This window comes from Streptomyces sp. NPDC057136, assembly GCF_042670885.1.
Taxonomy (GTDB): domain Bacteria; phylum Actinomycetota; class Actinomycetes; order Streptomycetales; family Streptomycetaceae; genus Streptomyces.
This window is the reverse complement of sequence record NZ_JBHUUV010000036.1, coordinates 58,977-82,441: the sequence shown is the minus strand read 5'-3', so window position 1 is coordinate 82,441 and position 23,465 is coordinate 58,977. Positions and strand designations below refer to the sequence as shown.

The following is a 23,465-nucleotide window of genomic DNA, read 5'->3' as shown; positions in this document are numbered from 1 at the left end:
CCTCCGATGACGGAGGCGCACGGGCCGTCGTGCGTCACGGCGCGCGCGGTCGGTACGTCACGGCGCGCGCGGTCGAGCGTCACGAAGCGCGCGTCAGCAGATGCGTGTGCGGCTCTCCATGGCCTGGCGTGCGGCGTGCTCGTCCCCGTACACCTCGCACATGTGACGGCCGTCGGGTGTGGCCGTGTGCTCGACCACCCAGAGGCAGGTCTCGCTGCCGTCCAGGAGCAGGAACGCGTGCTCGTACAGCGTGAAACCGGCGTCCCGCCCGTCGACGCGGCACTGGCGGCCGAAGATCTGGGTGATGTGGTGGGCGAAGGCGGCCCGCAGCAGACGAGCGGTCTCCTCGCCCGGCCGGTCGCCGTTCTCCGCGCGGCGCAGGACCCGGCGCGCGTGGTCCGCGGAGTTGTCCGGGGCGTACATCCGGGGCAGCGGGACCGGGGGAGCGGACATCAGGACCGTGAGGATCTCCAGGTCGCCGTGCGGGCTCTCGTCGCCGAAGGCCTGGGCGTCGGAGAAGCTGCCGGCCAGCCGCACCGCCGCGACGTGTGCGTCCGCCTCGTCGTCGTACAGCTCGTGGCGGCGGGGAGCAGTGATGTCCCGGCCGCTGCTGTGCACGAGCTCCCAGAGCGAGAGTGCGGAGCCGTCGGGAAGCAGATAGGTGTGCCGGTACGTCTCGCGGTGCAGGACCGAGCTGTGGTGGGAGGAATGCAGGGAGCTGCTGTGCGCCAGCGCGCTTCCGAGCTGTTCGACCGTGCTGTCGGGCAGGTCGAAAGAGTTGAGGGCGCGTCGCAGGAGTCGCTCGAGGTGCTGCTCGGTTGTCTCGTACGGATCGCTCAAGGTGCTGTCTCCAGGCCGTCGCCGCGTGTTACTTGGTGCGTGCATAACGTAGTCCCTGGGTCTGACATCGTGACCGGGGATCGGGAAAACGTAGGGCACACGCGAAAAGTTCCCGGGACTTTTCGGGTACTTCGGGTGAACTTCCCTGCCCTGAGGGGGAGTCGGGCCTCCCCTTTCGCCTTCTCCGGGCGTCGACGAGGTGCGAGTGCCGCCGGGTGTCCGTACGACGCGCTCACTCCGTAACCATGCAAAACGGGACCAATAGACCTATACGGTCATACGGTGGCCGGGTGACCGAGCCATCAGAAGCTTCCGCGGAGCAGCCCGCCTCCGGTGCCCGTACCGGGTCTCCCGGATCTCCGGGATCTCCCGGGTCTCTCGGTCGGGCCGACGTCCTGCCGTCCGCCCCCGGCCCGGAACACCCCGAGGCCACCGGCCACCGCTCCGTCACCGCACGGGCGACCGCGGCCGGTGTCGCGGTCTCCGTTCTGCTGATCATCGGGATCGTGTTCGGCAGCCGCATGCTGCGGAACTTCGACTCGGCACTCCTCCCGTACTCCGTGGCCACCGTCTTCCTCGCCTTCGGCGTCGCCTACCGCTACACGGTCTGGATCTCCGCACCCGGCGCCCGGCGCCTCTTCACCCAGGGCCGGCGCAGCCTCTTCTCCGTCGACAACTTCCGTAAGGCCCCCACCGCCCTGCCGAAGATGATCGCCACCTATCTGGGCTTCCAGAAGTTCCTCGGCGCCCGCTCGCACGCCCGGTGGGCCGCCCACCAGTTGATCTTCTGGGGCTGCGTCCTCGCCTCCCTGATCACCTTCCCGCTGACCTGGGGCTGGTTCACCTTCACCTCGGGGAACGGCTCGGGCCCCGGCTACGAGATGCGCATCTGGGGCTTCAAGGTCCTCGGCTTCGACGCGCTGAACATCCTGGGCTGGCTGATGTTCCACGGCCTGGACATCGCCGCCGCTCTCGTCATCCCCGGCGCCTCGTACTTCCTCTGGCGCCGGATGAAGGACCGCGGCGCCGGCACAGGTCAGCGCTTCGCCTACGACATGGTGCCGCTGATCGCGCTCATCGTCATCTCCGTCACCGGGCTGCTGCTCACGTTCTCCTCGATCTTCCTGCACGGCGGCGGCTACCAGTTCCTGGCGATCCTCCACATGGTGTCGGTGGTCTTCACCCTCATCTACATCCCGTTCGGGAAGTTCTTCCACATCGTGCAGCGCCCTGCGGCCGTCGGGATGCAGCTGTTCAAGTACACCGGCCACAGGGACGACAAGGTCTTCGTCTGCCGCCGTTGCGAGGAACCCATCGACACCGCCCCGTACGTCGAGAACCTGCGCGGCACCATGCGCGACCTCCGGCTCGGCTTCGACGAGTGGGCCGAATACTGCCCGCGCTGCAAGCGGGTGCTGCGCGGCAGCGCCTATCTCACCCAGGTCAAGAAGGGCTTCAAGTGACCGCGGATACGCCCGCCGCCGACCGTCGTACGGCCATCCCTCTCGACCCCTCGCTCGCACCCCCCGGCACCCGGGGCTTCCGTGACGCGGGCGGGATTCCGGCCGACCAGTGGCACGCCGACCAGAACGGCGAGACGCTCGTCCCCACACACTGCTGCTTCTGCGGGGTGCAGTGCGGGATGTATCTGCGCGTCGACCGCGCCGGCAAGGTCTTCGGCGTCGAACCCCGCAACCACGACATCAACCGGATGCGCCTGTGCCCGAAGGGCATCAACGCCTACCAGCAGGTCAACCACCCCGACCGGCTCACCGCCCCGCTCATGCGCCGGTCCCGTGACGAAGCCTTCCGGGAGGTCTCCTGGGACGAGGCGCTCGACTTCACGGTCTCCGAGATCAAGCGCATCCAGCGGGCCCACGGCAACGGCGCCTTCGGGCTCCTCGGCGGCGCCAGCCTCTTCTCCGAGAAGACGTATCTGGTCGGCAAATTCGCCCGGGTCGCGCTCAAGTCCCGGCACGTCGACTACAACGGGCGCCTCTGCATGGTGAGTGCCGCGGGCGCCAACAAGCTCGCCTTCGGCATCGACCGGGCCGGCAACCCCTTCTCCGACATCCTGCTCACCGACTGCCTGCTGATCGCGGGCTCCAACATCGGCGAATGCTTCCCCGTGATGACCCAGTACGTCTGGGGAGCCCGGGACCGCGGGGCCAGCCTGATCGTCATCGACCCGCGCGAGACCGCGATCGCCCGCACCGCCGACATCCACGTCGCGCTCAAGCCCGGCACCGACTCGGCCTTCTTCAACTCCGTGCTCAACGTGGTCGTCGAGGAGGGCCTCACCGATACGGCGTACCTCGCCGACCACACGACCGGCTGGGACGAGGTCCGCGCGAAGGCCGCTGAATACCCGCCCGCCCGCGCCGCCGAGATCTGCGGCATCCCCGCCGAACAGATCGTCCAGGTCGCCCGCACCTTCGCGCGCGCCCCCAAGGCCATGGCCTGGCACGCCCGGGGCATCGAGCACCATTCGCAGGGCGTCGAGAACTGCCTCACCGTGATCAACCTCTGCGCGGCCACCGGCCACATCGGCAAACCGGGTGCCGGCTACGGCACCATCACCGGCCAGGGAAACGGGCAGGGCGGCCGGGAACACGGCCAGAAGTCCGACCTCCTGCCCGGCGGCCGCTCGATCATGAACGAGGAACACCGCCGACAGATCTGCGAGATCTGGGGCATCGAGGAGTCCGAACTCCCGCAGGCCGGCACCTCGATGATGGAAATGGTCTGGCAGATGCAGCGCCGCGAGATCCGCGGACTGATCGGCATCTGCAACAACCCCTTTGTCTCCCTCCCCAACTACAAGGTGGTCAAGGAGGGGTACGACGCCACGGAATTCCACGCCCAATTCGACTTCTTCCTCTCCGAGACCGCTGCCAACGCGCATGTCGTCTTCCCCGTCACCACCTGGGCCGAGGACGAAGGAGTGATGGCCAACGCCGAGGCCCGCGTGGTCAAGCACAACAAGGCCCAGGATCCGCCGCCCGGTGTACGGACCGACACCTGGGTGATGTGCGAGCTCGCCCGGCGCCTCGGCGCAGGCGACAAATTCGCGTTCGCCGACTCCCGCGAGGTCTTCGACGAACTGCGGATCGCCTCCGCGGGCACGGTCAACGACTACTACGGCATCACCTACGAACGGCTGGAGGAGACCGGCGGCATCGCCTGGCCCTGCCCCACCACCGATCACCCCGGCACCCCCCGGCTCTTCGAGGACGGGAAGACCTACCACCCCGACGGCAAGATCCATATGCAGGTCGTCGAGTGGCACCCGCCGATGGACCCGTACGACGACGAGCACCCCATGTCCCTGACCACCGGCCGCACCGTCGCCCACTTCCTCTCCGGCAACCAGACCCGCCGTCTGGGCGCCCTCGTCGAACAGACCCCGCGCCCCTGGGCGGAGATCCACCCCTCCCACGGCTTCCGCAACGGCGAACCGGTCCGCGTCGTCACCCGGCGCGGCAGCGAGGTCTTCCCCGCCCTGGTCACCGAGGCGATCCGCCCCGACACCGTCTTCATCCCCTACCACTGGCCGGTCCCCACCGCGGCCAACGCCCTCACCATCGACGCGTTGGACCCCCGCTCCAAGATCCCCGAGTACAAGGTGTGCGCCTGCCGCATCGAGCACGCCGCGCAGATCGACGAGGTCCCCGCGCCGCCCGTCGCCCCCGGGCAGGTCGCCTACCCGGAGACCCAGGTCTCCCGTACTGATCCGCTGCCGCCCACGGCCCCCCAGGGCCGTGGCACATCGGAGAGGAGCTGAGGCCCGCATGATGGGCAAGACGATCTTCATCGACCCCGGGCGCTGTATCGGCTGCCAGGCCTGTGTCTCCGCCTGCCGCGAGTGCGACTCGCACCGCGGCAAATCGATGATCCACCTCGATTACACCGACGAGGGCCAGTCCGTCGCCTCCCTTCCCACGGTCTGTATGCACTGCGAGGACCCGGTGGCCCCCTGTGCCGAGGTCTGCCCCGCCGACGCGATCCTGATCACCGCGGACGGGGTGGTGCAGCAGGCCGACACCACCCGCTGCATCGGCTGCTCCAACTGCGTCAACGCCTGCCCCTTCGGCGTCCCGAAGATCGACCTCCAGGCGAAGCTCCAGATGAAGTGCAACCTCTGCTACGACCGCACCGCCTACGGACTCGCCCCCATGTGCGCCACCGTCTGCCCGACGGGCGCGCTCTTCTACGGAACGATCGAGGAGCTCCGGGCGGAGCGCCCCGGAGTGCAGGTCGCCGACACCTTCGTCTTCGGCGAGACCGAGGTCCGGACCGGGGTGGCCATGGTCGTCCCCGCCGAGAAAGTGCAGTGGCCCGTGCCCGGCGGTCTTCCCGTCGTCGAGATCAACGGCAAGGACGTCCGCCGATGAGCGTCACCGACCAGCAGCCCGGCGGCGACCGGCGTACCGGCGACGAGCGCGACGCCCTGCACGACAGGATCGCCGCCGACTCCCTCACCACCCGGCGCGACTACCTCCGGATCGTCACCACCGTCTCCGGCGGTCTCGCGATCGGCGGGCTCGGCGTGGCCGGCGGCATCCTGCACCGCCACGGAGACGAGGAGGACGGCAAGCAGCCGGAACCCAAGAAGGTCACCCAGGAGCTCCTGCCCGGCGAGTCCATCGCCTTCCGCTACCCGGGGGACGAGGACCGGGCGGTCGCCGTACGGCTCAACGACGGCACCCTTGTCGCCTACTCCGCCGTCTGCACCCATCTCGCCTGCGCCGTGCTCTGGCGCAAGGACCGGGGCACGGAGGGCGAGCTGTACTGCCCCTGCCACGAGGGCATCTTCGACGCCAGGACCGGCGAGGTCACCGCGGGTCCGCCCCCGCGCGGACTGCCCAAGGTGGTGGTCACCGAGCGGACCGACGGAAGTGTGTGGGCCATCGCCACGACGCGCTCCGGCGAAAGTATCGAGGACGGTCTGTGCCGGCAGATCGGTAAGGACGACCCCGGCCTCGCCGCCCGTATCGGCTGTCCGGGCACCGGGGGCGGCGCCGAGTCACCGCCCCGGGCCGCGTCGTCCCGTACGGACGCCACCGAAGCCGAAACCCTTGGCAGGCGGACATGACCGAACCCCACCAGCCCCCCGACCCGCAGAGCCCACGCCCACCACAGAGCCCACAGCCACCGCAGGGCCCGCGGTACCCGGAGTATCACCCGGGCAGCGCCCGCCCCGAGCTGAACCGGCCCGTCCGCGAGCGGTATCCGCAGATCCGCCCCACCAGCGGATACGGCGACTCGCGCGTCCGTCGCACAGGCCCGGGACCGGGCGCCGGGACCGACCAGGAACCCGAGCGCTCCGCGAAGCTGACCGCCCGGCTGACTCTCGCGATGACCGTGGTCATCGGCCAGCTCTGGGGACTGACGGTCGTCGTCGACGAGTGGATGGAAGGCAACACCGGTACGGCCTGGTGGGGCGCCGGCTTTCTCTGTCTCTCGTTCGTCGTGGTTCTCGGACTGTGGCTGCTCGACCCGAAGGACCGTTGACCACCGCCGTATCCTGGAGATATGAGCACCGCCCCCGCCCACGGACCGCGAGATTCGAAGCCGCAGCAGCCGCAGGAGCATCAGCAGCAGCCGCCGCAGGAGTCCGAACCCACGTCGGCTCTTGTCTTCGACGATCCGCTGGACCGGCAGTCCTCGGACGACACGGACCGAGGGTGGGGTGAGCGGACTCCGAGCGGCGGCAGCGCCGCGGATCTGGCGCGCTTCCTCGACGAGAAACCGCCCCACCACATCTGAGCCCCGCCGCCGCGCCCTTCCTCGCTCTGCCGCGGCGTGCCGCGCCGAATGCCGTACTACTCGTCGCTCCCCCTGCTGTCCGTCGCACCGCCGCCGGTCGCACCGCCGCGCTGCTGCACCAGGAGCGCGTCCCGGATCTCCTTCAGCACCTCCAGCTCGCTGACCTCCAGCGTCTCCTGCACGCCTTCCTTGGCAGCCTGCATCGCGGCCCGCCTGGCCAGGTACTTCGCCATCGGCAGGACCATCAGGAAGTAGACGACGGCGGCCGTGATCAGGAAGCTGAGAGCCGCGCTGAGCACCGACCCCCACAGGATCTCGATGCCCTCCGTCTCGCCCGTCTCCGGATTCGTGGCGCAGGGGTCCTTCAGGCAGAACATCAGTGCGCATGTGCCACCGCCACTGCCAGCCGTCCCGAGGCCCCGGCACCGGCCAGCGCCGTTGCGGTGTCACGCTCCACGGACAGCACGACCAGTGCGCCGCCCCCGGAGTCCGGCCCGTCCGCGACCGTGTCCTCCGCCGGCCGCGGTACGGACGCCACCCGCACCCCCTTCGCCACCACACGTGCGTCGGAGTCCGCGCCGTCGGCGACGATCACATCGACGCGGTCGCCGGGCCGCAGCAGCCGGACCGTCGCGGCATCGGCGATCCGGACCGGCGCCGACACCAGGCGCACGGACCTCTGCGCCGCCGCTCCCGGCACGGCCACCGCACCCGCCTCACCACCCGGACCCGTAGCGCCCGAGCCCGGAGCACCCAGCCCCGGAGCGGCCAGCGCGGCAGCGGTCAGTGCGAGCCCCGCCGCCATGGCGCGACGCTGTCGCCGCAACGCACGCCGCAGCCGGTGTGCGCCACCCCCGCGCACCCGCAGCGGAGGGAACGGAGGCACCCCGCACGACGCGGGGAGCGAGGGAGTTGGTACGTCGGGAATGGACGGGGACATGGCTGCACCACCTGCCGTGGCGGACATCCGCGCGGGACGTCCGGAGGGAAGAACAACGAGGGGAGCCCGGCGGGCTGCCCCGCCGGACTCCCCTCACGATCCACCGTCCGAGAACATCCTGCTGAGCCCTGTGGACAGCGCACAGCTTGTGGAAATCTCCGACACCCACACACGCCACACCGGCCACACGGCCGGCCCCGCGCGGCTACGGCAGCTCGATCCCCGTATCGATCCCGTCCAGTGCGTGCGCGCAGGCGCAGTCGCGGTCCGCAGTCTTCGGCAGCCCGGCCACCGCGTCGAACAGCACCGACCGCAGCCGGTCCACATTGGCGGCGAACACCTTCAGCACGTCCCCGTGGGAGACGCCCTCGCCCGCCTCGGCGCCCGCGTCGAGGTCCGTCACCAGCGTCAGCGTCGTGTAGCAGAGCGCCAGTTCGCGGGCGAGCACGGCTTCCGGATGTCCGGTCATCCCGACCACCGACCAGCCCATCGCCGCGTGGAAGCGCGACTCCGCCCTGGTCGAGAAGCGCGGTCCCTCGACCACGACCAGCGTCCCGCCGTCCACGGCGTCCCAGTCGCGCCCGCGCGCTGCCGCGAGAGCGGTCTTGCGGCCATGGGGACAGTACGGATCGGCGAAGCCGAGGTGGACCACATTCGACTCCACGCCGTCGGCCCGCATCTCACCGTCGTAATACGTCTGCGCGCGGGCCTTGGTGCGTTCCACCAGCTGGTCCGGTACGAGCAGCGTCCCGGGCCCGTACTCCGGCCGCAGTCCGCCCACCGCGCACGGCGCGAGTACCTGGCGCACGCCGACCGAGCGCAGGGCCCACAGATTGGCCCGGTAGTTGATGCGGTGCGGCGGCAGGTGGTGGCCGCGTCCGTGGCGGGGCATGAACGCGACACGGCGTCCGGCGACCTCGCCCAGGAAGACCGAGTCACTGGGCGGCCCGTACGGGGTGTCCACACGGACCTCGGTGACGTTCTCCAGGAAGGAGTACAGCCCCGAGCCGCCGATCACACCGATGTCCGCGCCACCCGACGCGTTCCCTACTTCTGTACCAGCTTCGTTAACCATGTGGTCACACTAAGACTTGATCCGCAATTCACCAGAGGGTGAGCTGTGGACTGCACGCGGTGCGGGGACCGGGCTTTCCGGTGTGGCCACGCAAGCGTGACTCATCCGGGGTTGCTCGGTTCCGCTGTCCAGTGGTTTGCGGAGACTGTGCCCTCGATCACCGGCAGGGCGCCCAGCTGGGCCGTCCAGGCCGAACGGTGGGTCAGTCGCGGGTGGAGCCGGTCCCAGGCCCTGGCAGTGGCTGTCCCGTAGAGACGGGTCTCGGTCACCGTCTGTGCGTCGGGGGTGTTCCAGGGTGCTCCAAGAACTACCGCCGCAGCGTCAACGTGCAGTTCACCTGCGGTGCCCGCGACCGCCGCGCTATCGCCGTAGGCGACGCCTGGACCGGCAACCGCAACGACGTCATCGTCTTCCGCGCCACCATGGCGAGCGGGTCACCAAGCACCACCTGGCCATCAGGGACGGCGCGTACCGCAGAGCACCCGAAGTCATCACCAACAAGAAGCAGGAGCAAGCCGTTCGCCAGACGACGGGCGCGAGCCGAACACGGCATCGCCTGCCTCAGGACTACCGCGTACTACGCCAGCACCGCAGACGCGGCAACACGTTCAACGACACCACCCGCGCTGTCGCCGTACTCCACAACCTCAAGATCGACTACGCATGAATTGCGGAGCAAGTTGGTCCCTGTGTACCCCGCGTGGACCAACACGAAGACCCCGCCGATCCGAAGATCGACGGGGTCCTGTTGAAGCTTGTCCGTACGAGGGCTCAGGCAGCCGACGTACCACTCGACGAAGCCGGCGCGGACGAGGAGGACGACGAAGACGCCGTCGACTTCGAGTCCGACCCGGTCGTCGACGACGACGAGGACGAAGCGGAATCAGACGCCTTCGCGGGCGACGAAGCCGGCGTGCTGCTCGACGAGGAGCCGCGGCTGTCATTCCGGTAGAAACCGGAACCCTTGAAGACAATGCCGACCGCCGAGAACACCTTCTTCAGGCGTCCCTCGCAGTTCGGGCACACGGTCAGGGCATCATCGGTGAACTTCTGCACCGCCTCGAGGCCCTCGCCGCATTCGGTGCACTGGTACTGATAGGTCGGCACTTGATCCTCCTGGCACTCTCACTCAATGAGTGCTAACGACGCTCCATACTGACGTATTCCGCTCGATCAGTCCACCGTGACCGGCCGGCGGTGACCGACACCACGTGCCACCAGGCGTCCGGGGACACTCGGGGCCAGCCGTGAGCGCAGCGCCAGCAGGGTCGCCAGCGCCAGCACGGTCCCCACCAGCGGGACCACGAATCCGGTGCTCGCGCCATGCCGGTCGGCGAGCTGTCCGGCCACTGTCACCGCTCCCGCCTGGCCGAGCGCGACCGCGCCCGTCAGCCAGGTGAACGCCTCGGTCCGCGCGGACGCCGGAACCAGTGCGTCGACCAGGGTGTAACCGCTGATCAGCGCGGGTGCGATGGAGAGCCCGACGAGCAGTCCGAGACCGGCGAGCAGCGGCACGGAGTGCACCGCCCACAGCCCGGACGCGGTCAGCGTCAGGGCCACGTATCCGACGATCAGGCGACGCCGGGGGCTGCTCTTCCAGGCGATGGCGCCGCACGCGATTCCGGCCAGCATGTTGCCGGCGGCGAAGATCCCGTACAGCAGACCGTTCGCACCCGGACGGCCGATCTCCTCGGAGAACGCCGTCAGGGAGACCTGCATTCCGCCGAAGACCGCGCCGATCCCGAGGAACGTGATGGCGAGCACCCGGACGCCCGGTACGGACAGCGCGGACCTGTGCGGGGCCTCGGCGGTGGCGGCGCCTCGCGGGGCGGGCTGGGTGGAGCGCTGCGCCGCGAAGAACAGACCGCCGATGAGAGTCAGTGCGGCTTCCGTGATCAGACCGGCCGCCGGGTGCACGCCGGTGCACAGCGCGGTGGCGAGAACCGGTCCGACGACGAACGTGAACTCGTCCGTGACCGATTCGAAGGCGGCGGCCGTCGCCATCAGCGGCGAGGCGGGGCGGCCGGGTGCGGCCCCCAGCACAGCGGCCCAGCGGGCCCGGACCATGGGCCCGACCTGCGGGATGGAGGCGCCGGTGGGCACGGCGGCGAGGAACAGCACCCACAGGGGTGCGTCGGCCAGCGCGAGCGCTGTCAGCGCCCCCACGGACGCGGCGTGCACCACCACACCGGGCAGCAGGACGGCCCGCTGGCCGAAACGGTCGGCGAGCTTGCCGCCCTGCGGTGCGAACAGCGCCATGGAGACGCCGGAGACGGCCGCAACGGCGCCGGCGCTGCCGTACGAACCGGTGGTGTGCTGCACAAGAAGCACGATGCCGATGGTCAGCATCGCGAAGGGCTGCCGTGCGGCGAAGCCCGGAAGGAGGAAGGTCCACGCACCAGGGGTGCGCAGCAGTTGCCCGTAACCGGGGCGGTCGGAGACCGTGGACGCCACGGTCCTTGCCTTTCTGCTGCCTGGTGGCTTGGCTCCTGCGGCACGTCCGCCACGCATGGTGCGCGGCTCGTGCGGGAGCTGCCGAGAGCTGTCCTCTTCGCGCGGAACTGCGGTAGATGCCGGGCGGCTCGCTACAGAGGCGAAGGGACGCCACGACCGCCATACGGTCGCGCCAGCTCTGCGTCAGGCAGAGGTGGTCGATCGGGTTGGGTCGATCAGATTTCCTTCATCGTACAGGCAGCGGCACCTGCGCGCCTGTGATTGCGCGCAGGTGCCCTTGCTGGACCTGTGAGTCAGTGGTGCGCCTTGGTGGAGTCGGACTGCTTGCCGCCCGATACGGCTCCGATGCCCTTGACGAGCTTCTTCGCCAGCTTCGACAGATGCGGCACCTTCGCACTGCCCACCCGGGTCGATCCGCCTGACCGCCCGGACCCACCGGAACGCCCCGAGCCGCCCCGACGCCCGGGCCGTCCCGGTCCGCCACGGGCCCTGGAGCGCGCACCGGTCTTGGAGCCGGCACCCGGTTTCCCGGATTCACCACCGGCGCCCAGCCAGCCGGCCAGCTTGCCGCCCTCGCCGACCGCCCGCAGCCGGGCCTCGGCCGCGTCGCGTACCGGATCGGTCGCCACCACCAGCAGTTCGTCACGGCGGCGCAGCACGGTGGACGGTGCCGGTACGAAGCTCGTGCCGTCCCGGACCACGAGAGTGACCGCTGCCCCGGCGGGCAGTCGCAGTTCGCCGACCTCCACACCGTGCATCTTCGACTCGGCCGGGATCGCGACGGACAGCAGGTGCCCGCGCAGCCGCTCCAGGGGCGCCGATTCGATGCCCAGGTCCGCCGCCTCCGACGGATCGTCGGAGATTTTCAGTGCCTTGGCGAGCCAGGGCAGGGTCGGCCCCTGGATCAGCGTGTAGACGACGACGAGGACGAAGACGATGTTGAAGACCCTGGTGCTGCCGGCGATTCCGGAGACCATCGGAATGGTCGCGAGCACGATGGGTACGGCGCCGCGCAGTCCGGCCCAGGACATGAGGGCCTTCTCGCGTTTCGGCAGTCTGAAGGGCGCCAGGCTGACGAAGACCGAGAGCGGTCGTGCCATCACTGTCAGGACCAGGCCCACCACCATCGCGGGCCAGAAGTCGTCGACCAGGTCGTGCGGCGTGACCAGGAGGCCGAGCAGCACGAACATGCCGATCTGGGCCAGCCAGCCGAGCCCGTCCGCGAAACCGCGGGTGGCCGGCCAGTGGGGCAGCTTGGAGTTGCCGAGGACCATCGCCGCCAGATAGACGGCGAGGAATCCACTGCCGTGCGCCAGCGCGCCCGCCGCGTACGCCGAGACCGCGATGGCCATCACGGCGATCGGGTACAGACCGGACGCGGGCAGCGCCACATGACGCACTCCGAAGGAGCCGAGCCAGCCGACCGCGAGGCCGATGGCCGCGCCGATCGCCAGCTCCAGGGCTATCTCTCCGACGAGTGCGTACCAGTGCTCCACGGGACCGACGGCGGAGAACGCCACCACGAGGATCACCACAGGGGCGTCGTTGAAGCCGGACTCGGCCTCCAGGACACCCGTTATCCGGGACGGCAGCGGCACCTTGCGCAGTACGGAGAAGACTGCGGCGGCGTCGGTGGACGAGACGACCGCGCCGATGATCAGCGCCTGCCGCCATTCCAGGCCGACGAGATAGTGCGCCCCGGCCGCGGTGACACCCACGCTGATGCCCACGCCGACGGTCGACAGCACCGCGGCGGCCGGCAGAGCGGGACGGATTTCCTTCCACTTGGTGGCCAGACCGCCCTCGGCCAGGATGACGACAAGTGCGGCGTAGCCGATCACCTGCGTCAGTTCGGCGTTGTCGAACTGGACGTCGAAGATGCCGTCCTGCCCTATGGCGACACCGATGCCGAGGTACAGGAGCAGGCTGGGGAGCCCGCTGCGGGACGAGATGCGCACCGCCACCACGGCGACGAGCAGGACGAGTGAACAGACGAGCAGGAGTTCGTTGAGCGTGTGGACTGTCAGTGTCCGTCCCTTCCCTGCGTGCGCCTGCCGGTCCGTGCGCCGGCGGTCGGTACTTCGTTACCTTACCTAATCTTTAACGCTTTCTTGATGCGTTCGAGTGTTCGTGCGAGCGGTGCGCATATGGATGCATCTCCATACCGCGTCCGAGTGGCTTCCACGCTGCGCCTATGGTTGCCCTTGCACTCCCAGGACCACCCTGCCCCTCGAAGGACAGCGATGCCCGCCAACACAACCGCCTCTTCCGGTTCTTCCGATGCGAAGAAGTCCGGCAGGAAGAAGGGGCGACGCGCCCGCCTGCTCTTGATCGTGCTGGTGCTGGCGCTTGTCGCAGGTGTCGGCTACGGCGCGTTCTGGTCCGTTTCCACGGTGCGGGCCTCGTACCCGCAGACCACCGGCTCGATCGAACTCGACGGTCTCGACGCCGACGTCGATGTCAGACGCGACAGTTACGGAATCCCGCAGATCTACGCGGACTCCGACGCCGACCTCTTCCGCGCCCAGGGCTTCGTCCAGGCCCAGGACCGCTTCTGGGAGATGGACGTCCGCCGTCATATGACGTCCGGCCGGCTCTCCGAGATGTTCGGCTCCGGTCAGGTGGAGACCGACGCCTTCCTGCGTACCCTCGGCTGGCGCCAGGTCGCGCAGAAGGAATACGACACCGTCCTCGACGAGTCCACCAAGAAGAACCTCCAGTCGTACGCGGAGGGTGTGAACGCGTACCTGAAGGGCAAGGACGGCAAGGACCTCTCCGTCGAGTACGCGGCACTGGGACTGACCAACGACTACAAGCCCGCCGAGTGGACCCCGGTCGACTCGGTCGCCTGGCTGAAGGCGATGGCCTGGGACCTGCGCGGCAACATGCAGGACGAGATCGACCGCTCCCTGATGACCAGCAGGCTGAGCGCGAAGCAGATCAAGGACCTGTACCCGGACTACCCGTACGAGAAGCACCAGCCGATCGTCGGGCAGGGCGCGATCTCCCCGGTCACCGGAGCGTTCGACCCGGCGGCCGAGCCCTCGGACAGCATCGGCTCCGGTGCCGGGACCGAAACCGCGGCGGGAGCCACGCAGGGCCTCAGCACCCAGCTCTCCTCGCTCGCCGACACACTCGACGAGATCCCCGCGCTGCTCGGCCCGAACGGCAGCGGCATCGGCTCCAACTCCTGGGTCGTCTCCGGCCGGCACACGACCACGGACAAGCCGCTGCTCGCCAACGACCCGCACCTGGCGCCGATGCTGCCCTCGCTCTGGTACCAGATGGGTCTGCACTGCCGGACCGTCTCGGCGTCCTGCCAGTACGACACCGCCGGCTACACCTTCTCCGGGATGCCCGGCGTCATCATCGGCCACAACCAGGACATCGCCTGGGGGCTCACCAACCTCGGCGCCGACGTCACCGACCTCTTCCTGGAGAAGGTCTCGGGCGAGGGCTACCAGTACGACGGCAAGGTGAAGCCCTTCGTCATCCGCGAGGAGACCATCAAGGTCGCGGGCGGCAAGGACCGTCACATCACCGTCCGCGAGACCAATAACGGCCCTGTGGTCTCCGACCGCAGCAACGAGCTGGAGAAGGTCGGCCAGAAGGCCCCCGTCACCAACTCCGCCCCCGACCGCGCGGAGGGTTACGCGGTCGCCCTGAAGTGGACCGCGCTGGAGCCGGGCAAGTCCATGGACGCCGTCTTCGAGATCAACCGCGCCAAGGACTTCAAGAGCTTCCGGGCGGCGGCCGAGCACTTCGAGGTGCCCTCGCAGAACCTCGTCTACGCCGACACCAAGGGCAACATCGGCTACCAGGCCCCCGGCAAGATTCCGGTCCGGCTCAACGGTGACGGCACGCTGCCCAGCCCCGGCTGGACCTCGGAGTACGGCTGGGAGAAGAAGCCGATCCCCTTCGACGAGCTGCCCTACGAGTACAACCCGGAGCGCGGCTACATCGTCACCGCCAACCAGGCCGTCATCGACGAGAAGTACCCCCACATGCTCACCAAGGACTGGGGATACGGCGCCCGCAGCCAGCGGATCAACGACCTGATAGCGAAGAAGATCGACGGCGGCGAGAAGATCTCGACCGACGACATGCAGAAGATGCAGATGGACAACAGCAGCGCGATCGCCGCCCTGCTGGTGCCCAAGCTGATGAAGATCGGCGTCTCCGACAAGCACGTCCGTGAGGCACAGAAGCTGCTGGAGGGCTGGGACTACACCCAGGAGTCCGACTCGGCGGCCGCCGCCTACTTCAACGCGGTCTGGCGCAACATCCTCAAGCTGGCCTTCGGCAACAAGCTCCCCAAGGAACTGCGCGCCGAGGGCGACTGTCTGAACGTGCCGCCGGCCAAGAGCACCGGCCCGGTGGACGAGCAGAAGAGGCTCGTACGCGAGTGCGGTCAGCGTGACGCGGACTCGGCGCAGCCGGACGGTGGCGACCGCTGGTTCCAGGTCGTCCAGAACCTCGTGGCGGACCCGGACAACGAGTGGTGGAAGGTGCCCGCCAAGGGCCGGGAAGACGCGCTGGACAGCCGTGACGACCTCTTCGGACGGGCCATGGAGGACGCCCGCTGGGAGCTGACCGCCAAGCTGGGCAAGGACATGTCCACCTGGAGCTGGGGCCGGCTGCACCAGCTGACCCTGAAGAACCAGACCCTCGGTACCGAAGGCCCCGGTCTTCTCCAGCGGGCCCTCAACCGCGGCCCGTGGAACCTGAGCGGCGGCGAGGCCGCGGTCAACGCCACCGGCTGGAACGCGGCGGGCGGTTACGAGGTCGTCTGGGTGCCCTCGATGCGGATGATCGTGAACGTGGGGGACTGGGACAAGTCCCGCTGGATCAACCTCACCGGGGCCTCCGGGCACGCGTTCAGCTCGCACTACACCGATCAGACCGACAAGTGGGCGGACGGGGAACTGCTCGACTGGTCCTTCGGTACCAATGCGGTGGAGCAGTCCACGGTCGACCGCCTGACGCTCAAGAAGCCTTAGGGCTTCCGGGGCTTCCGGGCTTCTCGGTGAAGCGCCGCGCTCCGGCCGGCGTCACCACGGCGTCCACGGGGTGGTCGTGCGGTTCCTCCGGGACCCGCGCGACCACCTCGTTCCCGTACAGCAGGACAACCAGTGCCGGATGGGCGCCCGCCGCGGACAATCGGGCGAGCACCCGGTCGTAACTGCCGCCGCCGCGCCCCAGCCGCATCCCGCGCCCGTCCACCGCGAGACCGGGCAGCAGGACGGCGTCGGCGTCGAGAACGGCGGCGGGCCCGAGGCGTACGCCGTCCGGCTCCCGCAGTCCGCGACCCGCCCGGACGAGATGCTCGGGTCCTTCGTACGCCGCCCAGTCCAGGTCGTTGTCGGGGAGGAGTACCGGCAGCAGGACCCGTACGCCCCGCGCGCGCAGAGTGTCGAGCAGCGCGCGGGTACCGGGCTCGCGCCCCACGGATACGTACGCGGCGACCGTCCGCGCTCCGGCCAGCTCCGGGAGCTCCAGTGCCGAGGAGGCGAGAGCCGCAGCGGCGTCCTCGATGTTCTGCGAGGTCAGGGGGGCTCGGGCGGCGAGCAGTTCGCGGCGCAGGGACGCCTTTCCTGAAGTTTCATCATTCAACGGGCACTCACACTATTCTCGTATGGGTATAAATAAGTACAAAGTTAACCGGACGCTCATCTTCCGCCCATGCGCACCCGTTAAGGTTCTGCGCATGACTCAGTCGCCCCCCAGGATCAGCAAGGCCGTCATCCCGGCCGCAGGTCTCGGCACACGCTTCCTGCCGGCCACGAAGGCCACTCCGAAGGAGATGCTGCCGGTCGTTGACAAGCCCGCGATCCAGTATGTCGTCGAAGAGGCCGTCGCAGCCGGTCTCTCCGACGTGCTGATGATCACCGGCCGCAACAAGCGTCCCCTTGAGGACCACTTCGACCGGAATTACGAACTGGAGAGCGCGCTCACCAGCAAGGGCGACGGCGAACGGCTCTCCAAGGTCCAGGAGTCCAGCGACCTGGCCACCATGCACTACGTCCGCCAGGGCGACCCGCGCGGCCTCGGCCACGCCGTGCTCTGCGCCGCGCCGCACGTCGGTGACCAGCCGTTCGCCGTTCTCCTCGGGGATGACCTGATCGACCCACGCGACCCGCTGCTCGCCCGGATGATCGAGGTCCAGGAGCGTGAGGGCGGCAGCGTCATCGCGCTGATGGAGGTCGATCCCGCACAGATCCACATGTACGGCTGCGCGGCCGTGGAGCCCACCGTCGACGGGGACGTCGTACGCATCAGCGGCCTCGTGGAGAAGCCCGACCAGGCCGACGCGCCCAGCAACCTCGCCATCATCGGCCGGTACGTCCTGGACCCGGTCATCTTCGACATACTGCGTCACACCGAGCCCGGCCGCGGCGGCGAGATCCAGCTCACGGACGCGCTGCAGCTCCTGGCGGAGGACGAGAAGATCGGCGGTCCGGTGCACGGCGTCGTCTTCAAGGGCCGCCGTTACGACACCGGTGACCGGGGCGACTATCTGCGTGCCATTGTCAGGCTCGCGTGCGAACGTGAAGACCTGGGACCGGACTTCCGGACCTGGCTGCGCAGATATGTCACCGAGGAGATGTAACCCCGTGAGCAGCACGATCTGGTCGGTGGACGAACACCTGGACGACATTTTGGGCTCGGTGAAGCCGCTCGAACCCATCGAGCTGCAACTGCCCGACGCCCAGGGCTGCGTCCTGGTCGAGGACGTCATGGTGGAGGTCGCCCTGCCGCCCTTCGACAACAGCTCGATGGACGGCTACGCGGTCCGGATCGCCGATGTCGAGGGTGCGAGCGAGGAGTTCCCCGCCGTCCTCACCGTCATCGGCGATGTCGCGGCGGGCAGCGAAGGACTGACCGGCGATCAGGTCGTGGGCCCCGGACAGGCCGCCCGCATCATGACCGGTGCCCCGCTGCCCGCGGGCGCCGAAGCGGTGGTCCCGGTCGAGTGGACGGACGGCGGCACGGGCGAGGGCCCGGCCGCCACCATGCGGGCCCACAGCGACGCGCCCGAGGGCGCGAGCGGCGAGGTCCGCGTCCACCGTCCCGCCGCGGCCCGCGCCCACGTCCGGGCCCGGGGCAGCGACGTGCAGCCCGGTGACCTGGCCCTGCGCGCCGGCTCGGTCGTGGGGCCGCCGCAGATCGGACTGCTCGCCGCGATCGGCCGCGCGACGGTGAAGGTGCGCCCCCGCCCCCGCGTCGTCGTCATGTCCACCGGCAGCGAACTGGTGCAGCCGGGCGAGGAGCTGGCCGGCGGCCAGATCTACGACTCCAACAGCTTCGCGCTGACGGCGGCCGCCCGGGACGCGGGAGCCATCGCCTACCGGGTGGGCGCCGTCGCCGACGACGCCGAGACGCTGCGGGCCACGATCGAGGACCAGCTGATCCGCGCCGACATCGTCGTCACCACCGGCGGCGTCAGCGTCGGTGCGTACGACGTGGTCAAGGAGGCCCTGTCCTCGGTGGGCGACGAGGACGAGCCGGGCAGCGGCATCGACTTCCGCAAGCTGGCCATGCAGCCCGGCAAGCCCCAGGGCTTCGGCTCGATCGGCCCCGACCACACGCCTCTGCTCGCACTTCCGGGCAACCCGGTCTCCAGTTACGTCTCCTTCGAGCTGTTCGTCCGGCCCGCGATCCGTACGCTGATGGGCCTCGAAGACGTCCACCGGCCGACGGTGACCGCGACGCTCGCCATCGACAAGGCGCTCTCCTCGCCGGCCGGCAAGCGCCAGTTCCTGCGCGGGACGTACGACGCCGAGGCGGGCACCGTCACCCCTGTCGGTGGTTCCGGATCGCATCTGATCGCCGCGCTCGCCCAGGCCGACGCGCTCATCGTGCTGCCCGAGGACGTCACCTCCGCGGAGCCCGGCACGACGACCCAGGTCATCCTGCTCCGCTGACTCCCGCCCGGTGGCGGTACGGTATCTGCCGCTGTGCCTTCCCGGGGGACACCCCCCGGACCCCCCGGCCCGCACCACGGTGCGGGCCGAGCGGGCAACCGGCGCCCTACCGCTAGGCGGAGTTCAGTGAGTACGCAGAACAGGCTGACGCACATCGACGAGGCGGGCGCGGCCCGGATGGTCGATGTATCGGACAAGGACGTCACCACGCGCGTCGCCAGGGCCAGCGGCCGGGTCCTCGTCTCACCGCGCGTCATCGAACTGCTCAGGGGCGAGGGTGTTCCCAAGGGGGACGCGCTCGCCACGGCCCGGATCGCCGGAATCATGGGTGCCAAGCGCACCCCGGACCTGATCCCGCTCTGCCACCCGCTCGCCGTCTCGGGTGTCAACGTCGATCTGAGCGTCGCCGACGACGCGGTGGAGATCACCGCCACGGTGAAGACGACCGACCGCACGGGAGTCGAGATGGAGGCCCTGACCGCCGTCTCGGTCGCCGCGCTCACCGTCATCGACATGGTCAAGGCGGTCGACAAGGCCGCGGTGATCACGGACGTTCGGGTCGAGGCGAAGTCGGGCGGCAAGTCCGGCGACTGGAAGCGGACATGACCCCCGCCCCCCGCGCCGGAGAGGTGCACAGCCACAGCCACGGGCCGGCCGGACAGCCGCGACCGCAGGAGCCCCCGCTCGGCGGCGCCCTGACCGCCCCGTACGCCGCACTCGTCGTCACCGCGTCGAACCGGGCGTCCGCCGGTGTCTACGCCGACAAGGGTGGACCGATCATCGCCGAGGCCCTCACGGGTCTCGGGTTCACCGTCGACGGACCGCAGGTCGTCCCGGACGGCGATCCGGTGGAGGCCGCACTCCGCGCGGGAGCGGCAGCCGGGTACGACGTGATCGTCACCACAGGCGGTACGGGCATCTCGCCCACCGACCGCACCCCCGAGGCCACCCGCCGCGTTCTCGACCACGAGATCCCCGGCATCCCCGAGGCGATCCGGGCCGAGGGCCGCGACAAGGTCCCCACCGCCGCGCTCTCCCGCGGCCTCGCGGGCGTCGCGGACCGCACGCTCATCGTGAACCTGCCGGGCTCCACCGGTGGCGTACGCGACGGACTCGCGGTCCTGAACCGGCTCCTGGTGCACGCCGTCGACCAGCTCCGCGGCGGCGACCACCCACGACCGGGGAGCCCGAGCTGAACGTCCCGACCTGGCCGGTGACGCTCCGCGACGGCGAGATCGTCCTGCGCCCCATAAAACTGCGCGACCAGCGCGTATGGCGTGAGGTCAACCGGCGCAACCGCGACTGGCTGCGCCCCTGGGAGGCGACCGTGCCGCCGCCCGCGCCGGGCGGCCCGATGACGCAGCGTCCCACGTACCGTCAGATGATCCGCCATCTGCGCTCGGAGGCGAACGCCGGCCGGATGCTGCCCTTCGCGATCGAGTACGAGGGCCAGCTCGTCGGGCAGTTGACGGTCGCCGGGATCACCTGGGGCTCGATGTGTTCGGGTCATGTCGGCTACTGGGTCGACCAGGGCGTGGCCGGCCGGGGCGTCATGCCGACCGCGGTCGCGCTCGCCGTCGACCACTGTTTCCGCACGGTCGGACTGCACCGCATCGAGGTATGCATTCGCCCGGAGAACGCGCCGAGCCGCAGAGTCGTGGAGAAACTCGGATTCCGAGAGGAAGGGGTGCGTCCACGCTATCTCCACATCGACGGTGCGTGGCGGGACCATCTGATCTACGCGCTCACCGCGGAAGAGGTGCCCGAAGGGCTGCTGCGGCGCTGGCACCAGTCGCGGCCCGGTACCCCGCACACTCCCCGCGAAATGAAATAAGTGTTCGAAATTGATCGCAGCCTGACCGCTAACGGACGTGCAAACGTCGACTGTTGATCTGAACAATCACAAAAAAAGTCCTTGATATCAGCTAGATCGTGCGACACACCGGGCCAATTGGCGGATGCCTCCGCGCAAACCCCTCTACGGTGTGAGCGTGAGCAGCAGCGGCCTCATCTACGCAGTCATCGTCGGGGCCTGGGCCGCCTACTTGGTGCCGATGTGGCTTCGCCGGCAGGACGAGCTCAATGAAGCCCGTCCGACGGAACGCTTCAGCACCGCCATCCGGCTGCTGTCCGGACGGGCGGCCATGGAGCGCCGGTACGCCAGGGAGCTGGAGGAGCGCACCGCTGAGGAGGCGGCGCCCGACGCCGACCCGGACGCGGTCACGGACCGAATGGATTCCGTGGACGTCCGGGCCTTTGCCGCGCCTCCGGCGCACACCGAAGCCCGGATGCACGACCCGGCGCACGCTCCGGAGCGTGCTTCAGGCCGTCCGGCTCCGGAGCGCCAGGCGCCCGATTCCACGCCCAGGGAGCGCCGGGAGGCGCAGGGGCGCGCAGCCCAGGAGGGGTCCGCTCCGGTGAGACGCCCGCGCACCTCCAGTGCGGACGCCGAGCGCGCCCGGCGGGCCCAGCGCTCGCAGGTCCTGGCCCGCCGTCGCCGTACCACCGTCGTCCTCTTCCTGGCCTTCACCCTCGGCGCGATCGTCGCGGCGGTCGGCGGACTCGGCTTCCTGTGGGCCCCCGCCGTGCCGGCCGTGCTGCTGAGCACGTACATCGTGCATCTGCGCGCCAAGGAGCGGCACCGGTTCGCGTTCACGATGGACCGGCGCCGGGCGGAGGTGGCGGCCCAGCGGCTGCGCGAGAACCGCCCCCGCAGGCACCAGCCCGCGACGACGGCTCCCGCCGAGCCCGACGAGGAGCCCGAAGCGCGCCACCCCCAGCCCGAACCCGCCCCCACCGTCTCCCCGCAGGAGGCCGGCCGCCGCGCCCTCGTCGAGCAGACGGACCACGCGGAATGGGTCGACCAGCAGCGGGAACGCGGCCGGGTCCAGGGCGACAGCTGGGAGCCCGTCCCGGTCCCGCTCCCCACGTACGTCACCGCCCCGGTCGCCCCGCGCGCCACGGGGGGCGTCGAGGTCAACGACCCGGAGACGTGGAGCGCGGCCCGCTCCAGCACCGCGGAACCCACCCAGACGGGCACCTCGCACCCCGTCGCACCCCCGGCGGACCCGGCGCCACGCCAGCGCGGCAACCAGTCCCGCCGCAACCGCGACCGCGGCCGGACCCCGCTCTTCGACCAGTACGACGAGGACGACCGCCCCCGCGCGGCCAACGAGTGAAACCCCCGGGACGCCGACTCCGCTGACCAGCGGGGAACGGATTTCCAAGCACCCCTGTGGGGGTGCTAAAGTTTCACTCGTTGCAAGGGCCTGTGGCGCAGTCTGGTAGCGCACCTCGTTCGCATCGAGGGGGTCTGGGGTTCAAATCCCCACAGGTCCACCGCAGCTCAGAGCCCCTACCGGGGAAACCCGGTAGGGGCTCTTTTGCGTCGCGCAGCAGTGAAGTACAACACTGCTTACGGTGTTGTGTGATCTGCTCATGCCACGGCAGGGCCTGGTGATCGGCGACCAGGATGCCGTCCGGGTACAGACCGGGGCAGGTGCGGCGAACGTGTCCTTCACCCTCTGCTGATCGACGAGAGGTCTCCTCGCTGTGCTGATCCAGGCAATTGGAGCCGTGCTGCCGGCGGCGCTCGCGGTTGCCCTCAGCCCTTTCCCTCTGATCGGGATCGTGCTGATCCTGGCCGGCCGACAGGGCCGGCGCAACGGCCTGCTGTTCACGGCCGGGTGGATCGCCGGGCTCGGGATCGTGGCAACGCTCGTTGTGGTCGTGTTCGGTGGAGCCGACGACCCCGAAAGCCCTTCGTCAGCGATCGCAGACTGGGGACGGGTGCTCGCCGGAGTGGCCCTCATCGTGCTGGGGGCGCGCAAATGGTGGCAGCGTCCAGGTGTCGGCAACGAGACCGAGACGCCACGCTGGATGGCGTCACTTGATGACGTCTCGGCCCCGCGGGCGCTGCTCCTCGGTGCGCTGCTGTCGGGCGCCAACCCGAAGAACCTCGTCCTGACGGCCTCGGCGGCCACGTCGATCGTCGAAGCGGGGGCTCACAATGGCGATCTCACTGTGGCCGTCACCGTCTTCGTTCTCGTCGGATCCTGCACCGTCCTCGGCGCCGTCATCATCCATATCCTCGGCGGACAGCGCGCGGCGTCGTTCCTGGACAGTGTCAGGCAATTCATGATCACCAACAGCACCGTGATCACCGCGATCGTGCTCCTCCTTCTGGGCGCCAGCATCCTGGGCGACGGACTCACCGGACTTGGTCAGTGAGTCCTCCCATCGTCAGCACGGATGAGGCGTCAAGCCGAACGACTTCGTTCACTCGTTCGCCATGCACGAACCCCACGGACGGACCCTCATCCAGTCACAGCGCATGCTCGACGCGGCCGTGAGGCAACCTGCTGTGCTGTCATTTCAGTTCGGAAGTCACTGCGGCCTCATGACGGTGTGAACGTTCGCGGAACTTCTTGACCGTCGGCAGAGGGTTTCCTGCGGTGAGCTT

Annotated in this window: 21 protein-coding genes, 1 tRNA gene and 2 pseudogenes; 15 read left to right on the top strand and 9 right to left on the bottom strand. The window is 69.5% G+C overall.

The window, feature by feature from the left end:
• Window positions 1–93 precede the first annotated feature (93 nt).
• A complete protein-coding gene (locus tag ACFT7S_RS31630; RefSeq protein ID WP_382737626.1) occupies window positions 94–840 on the bottom strand; it encodes a DUF6227 family protein in 747 nt (248 codons plus the stop codon).
• A 290-nt stretch (window positions 841–1,130) separates the two neighbouring features.
• Here ACFT7S_RS31630 and ACFT7S_RS31625 point away from each other — a divergent pair, with 290 nt between their 5' ends.
• Genes ACFT7S_RS31625 through ACFT7S_RS31600 form a run of 6 tightly spaced genes read left to right on the top strand, consistent with a single transcriptional unit; the run spans window position 1,131 to window position 6,609 of the window.
• Entirely contained in the window at window positions 1,131–2,303 is a 1,173-nt protein-coding gene (locus ACFT7S_RS31625; RefSeq protein ID WP_382737624.1) for an MFS transporter, read from the top strand.
• Window positions 2,300–4,624: a molybdopterin oxidoreductase family protein gene (locus tag ACFT7S_RS31620; RefSeq protein WP_382737622.1), complete on the top strand. Its 2,325-nt coding sequence runs from the start codon at window positions 2,300–2,302 to the stop codon at window positions 4,622–4,624. The genes ACFT7S_RS31625 and ACFT7S_RS31620 overlap by 4 nt, the downstream gene beginning before the upstream one ends.
• A 7-nt stretch (window positions 4,625–4,631) precedes the next feature.
• Window positions 4,632–5,234, top strand: coding sequence for a 4Fe-4S dicluster domain-containing protein (locus tag ACFT7S_RS31615; RefSeq protein WP_382737620.1), 603 nt, complete (start codon window positions 4,632–4,634; stop codon window positions 5,232–5,234).
• Window positions 5,231–5,935: a Rieske (2Fe-2S) protein gene (locus ACFT7S_RS31610; RefSeq protein ID WP_382737619.1), complete on the top strand. Its 705-nt coding sequence runs from the start codon at window positions 5,231–5,233 to the stop codon at window positions 5,933–5,935. The genes ACFT7S_RS31615 and ACFT7S_RS31610 overlap by 4 nt, the downstream gene beginning before the upstream one ends.
• Window positions 5,932–6,354, top strand: coding sequence for a hypothetical protein (locus ACFT7S_RS31605; RefSeq protein WP_382737617.1), 423 nt, complete (start codon window positions 5,932–5,934; stop codon window positions 6,352–6,354). The genes ACFT7S_RS31610 and ACFT7S_RS31605 overlap by 4 nt, the downstream gene beginning before the upstream one ends.
• 21 nt (window positions 6,355–6,375) lie before the next feature.
• Window positions 6,376–6,609 carry a hypothetical protein gene (locus ACFT7S_RS31600; protein ID WP_382737615.1) on the top strand — a complete coding sequence of 78 codons (234 nt, stop codon included), beginning with the start codon at window positions 6,376–6,378 and terminating at the stop codon, window positions 6,607–6,609.
• A gap of 56 nt (window positions 6,610–6,665) precedes the next feature.
• Here ACFT7S_RS31600 and ACFT7S_RS31595 read toward each other — a convergent pair.
• The 7 genes and pseudogenes from ACFT7S_RS31595 to ACFT7S_RS31565 all read right to left on the bottom strand — a co-directional run.
• Window positions 6,666–6,980, bottom strand: a pseudogene (locus ACFT7S_RS31595) (MscL family protein); the annotation flags it as partial.
• A 5-nt stretch (window positions 6,981–6,985) separates the two neighbouring features.
• Window positions 6,986–7,549, bottom strand: a complete 564-nt coding sequence (locus ACFT7S_RS31590; RefSeq protein ID WP_382737613.1) for an RcpC/CpaB family pilus assembly protein — start codon at window positions 7,547–7,549, stop codon at window positions 6,986–6,988.
• 205 nt (window positions 7,550–7,754) lie between these two features.
• Entirely contained in the window at window positions 7,755–8,624 is an 870-nt protein-coding gene (locus tag ACFT7S_RS31585; RefSeq protein ID WP_382737611.1) for an S-methyl-5'-thioadenosine phosphorylase, read from the bottom strand.
• 143 nt (window positions 8,625–8,767) lie between these two features.
• Window positions 8,768–8,971 (bottom strand): annotated as a pseudogene (locus ACFT7S_RS31580) (transposase); the annotation flags it as partial.
• Window positions 8,972–9,395: 424 nt separating this feature from the next.
• On the bottom strand, window positions 9,396–9,731 hold the full coding sequence (locus ACFT7S_RS31575) for an FmdB family zinc ribbon protein (protein WP_382737609.1): 336 nt from the start codon (window positions 9,729–9,731) through the stop codon (window positions 9,396–9,398).
• 66 nt (window positions 9,732–9,797) lie between these two features.
• Window positions 9,798–11,078, bottom strand: coding sequence for an MFS transporter (locus ACFT7S_RS31570; RefSeq protein ID WP_382737607.1), 1,281 nt, complete (start codon window positions 11,076–11,078; stop codon window positions 9,798–9,800).
• A gap of 293 nt (window positions 11,079–11,371) precedes the next feature.
• Entirely contained in the window at window positions 11,372–13,045 is a 1,674-nt protein-coding gene (locus ACFT7S_RS31565; protein WP_382737605.1) for a potassium/proton antiporter, read from the bottom strand.
• Window positions 13,046–13,321: 276 nt separating this feature from the next.
• Between ACFT7S_RS31565 and ACFT7S_RS31560 the strand changes: the two genes are divergently transcribed.
• Complete coding sequence (locus ACFT7S_RS31560) at window positions 13,322–16,078, top strand: penicillin acylase family protein (RefSeq protein ID WP_382737603.1); 2,757 nt, start codon at window positions 13,322–13,324, stop codon at window positions 16,076–16,078.
• Here the strand turns inward: ACFT7S_RS31560 and ACFT7S_RS31555 are convergent.
• Window positions 16,065–16,691, bottom strand: a complete 627-nt coding sequence (locus tag ACFT7S_RS31555) for a 5-formyltetrahydrofolate cyclo-ligase (RefSeq protein ID WP_382737601.1) — start codon at window positions 16,689–16,691, stop codon at window positions 16,065–16,067. The two genes, ACFT7S_RS31560 and ACFT7S_RS31555, sit on opposite strands and share 14 nt — an antisense overlap.
• A gap of 94 nt (window positions 16,692–16,785) precedes the next feature.
• On the opposite strand from ACFT7S_RS31555, the gene galU reads away from it, so the two are divergent.
• From galU to ACFT7S_RS31515, 8 genes are all read left to right on the top strand, one after another.
• Entirely contained in the window at window positions 16,786–17,688 is a 903-nt protein-coding gene (galU, locus tag ACFT7S_RS31550; RefSeq protein ID WP_382737599.1) for a UTP--glucose-1-phosphate uridylyltransferase GalU, read from the top strand.
• Between the two features lie 4 nt (window positions 17,689–17,692).
• Window positions 17,693–19,003 carry a gephyrin-like molybdotransferase Glp gene (gene glp, locus ACFT7S_RS31545; RefSeq protein WP_382737597.1) on the top strand — a complete coding sequence of 437 codons (1,311 nt, stop codon included), beginning with the start codon at window positions 17,693–17,695 and terminating at the stop codon, window positions 19,001–19,003.
• A 126-nt stretch (window positions 19,004–19,129) separates the two neighbouring features.
• On the top strand, window positions 19,130–19,609 hold the full coding sequence (gene moaC, locus ACFT7S_RS31540) for a cyclic pyranopterin monophosphate synthase MoaC (RefSeq protein ID WP_382737595.1): 480 nt from the start codon (window positions 19,130–19,132) through the stop codon (window positions 19,607–19,609).
• Window positions 19,610–19,698: 89 nt separating this feature from the next.
• On the top strand, window positions 19,699–20,199 hold the full coding sequence (locus ACFT7S_RS31535) for a molybdenum cofactor biosynthesis protein B (protein WP_382737632.1): 501 nt from the start codon (window positions 19,699–19,701) through the stop codon (window positions 20,197–20,199).
• 17 nt (window positions 20,200–20,216) lie between these two features.
• Complete coding sequence (locus ACFT7S_RS31530; RefSeq protein ID WP_382737593.1) at window positions 20,217–20,837, top strand: GNAT family N-acetyltransferase; 621 nt, start codon at window positions 20,217–20,219, stop codon at window positions 20,835–20,837.
• A 124-nt stretch (window positions 20,838–20,961) separates the two neighbouring features.
• The gene (glpR, locus tag ACFT7S_RS31525) at window positions 20,962–22,182 is read left to right on the top strand and encodes a gephyrin-like molybdotransferase receptor GlpR (protein ID WP_382737592.1); all 1,221 of its coding nucleotides are present in this window, start codon (window positions 20,962–20,964) and stop codon (window positions 22,180–22,182) included.
• An 86-nt stretch (window positions 22,183–22,268) separates the two neighbouring features.
• Window positions 22,269–22,342 (top strand) — tRNA-Ala (locus ACFT7S_RS31520).
• Window positions 22,343–22,555: 213 nt separating this feature from the next.
• Window positions 22,556–23,233, top strand: coding sequence for a GAP family protein (locus ACFT7S_RS31515; protein ID WP_382737590.1), 678 nt, complete (start codon window positions 22,556–22,558; stop codon window positions 23,231–23,233).
• The last annotated feature ends 232 nt before the right edge of the window (window positions 23,234–23,465 follow it).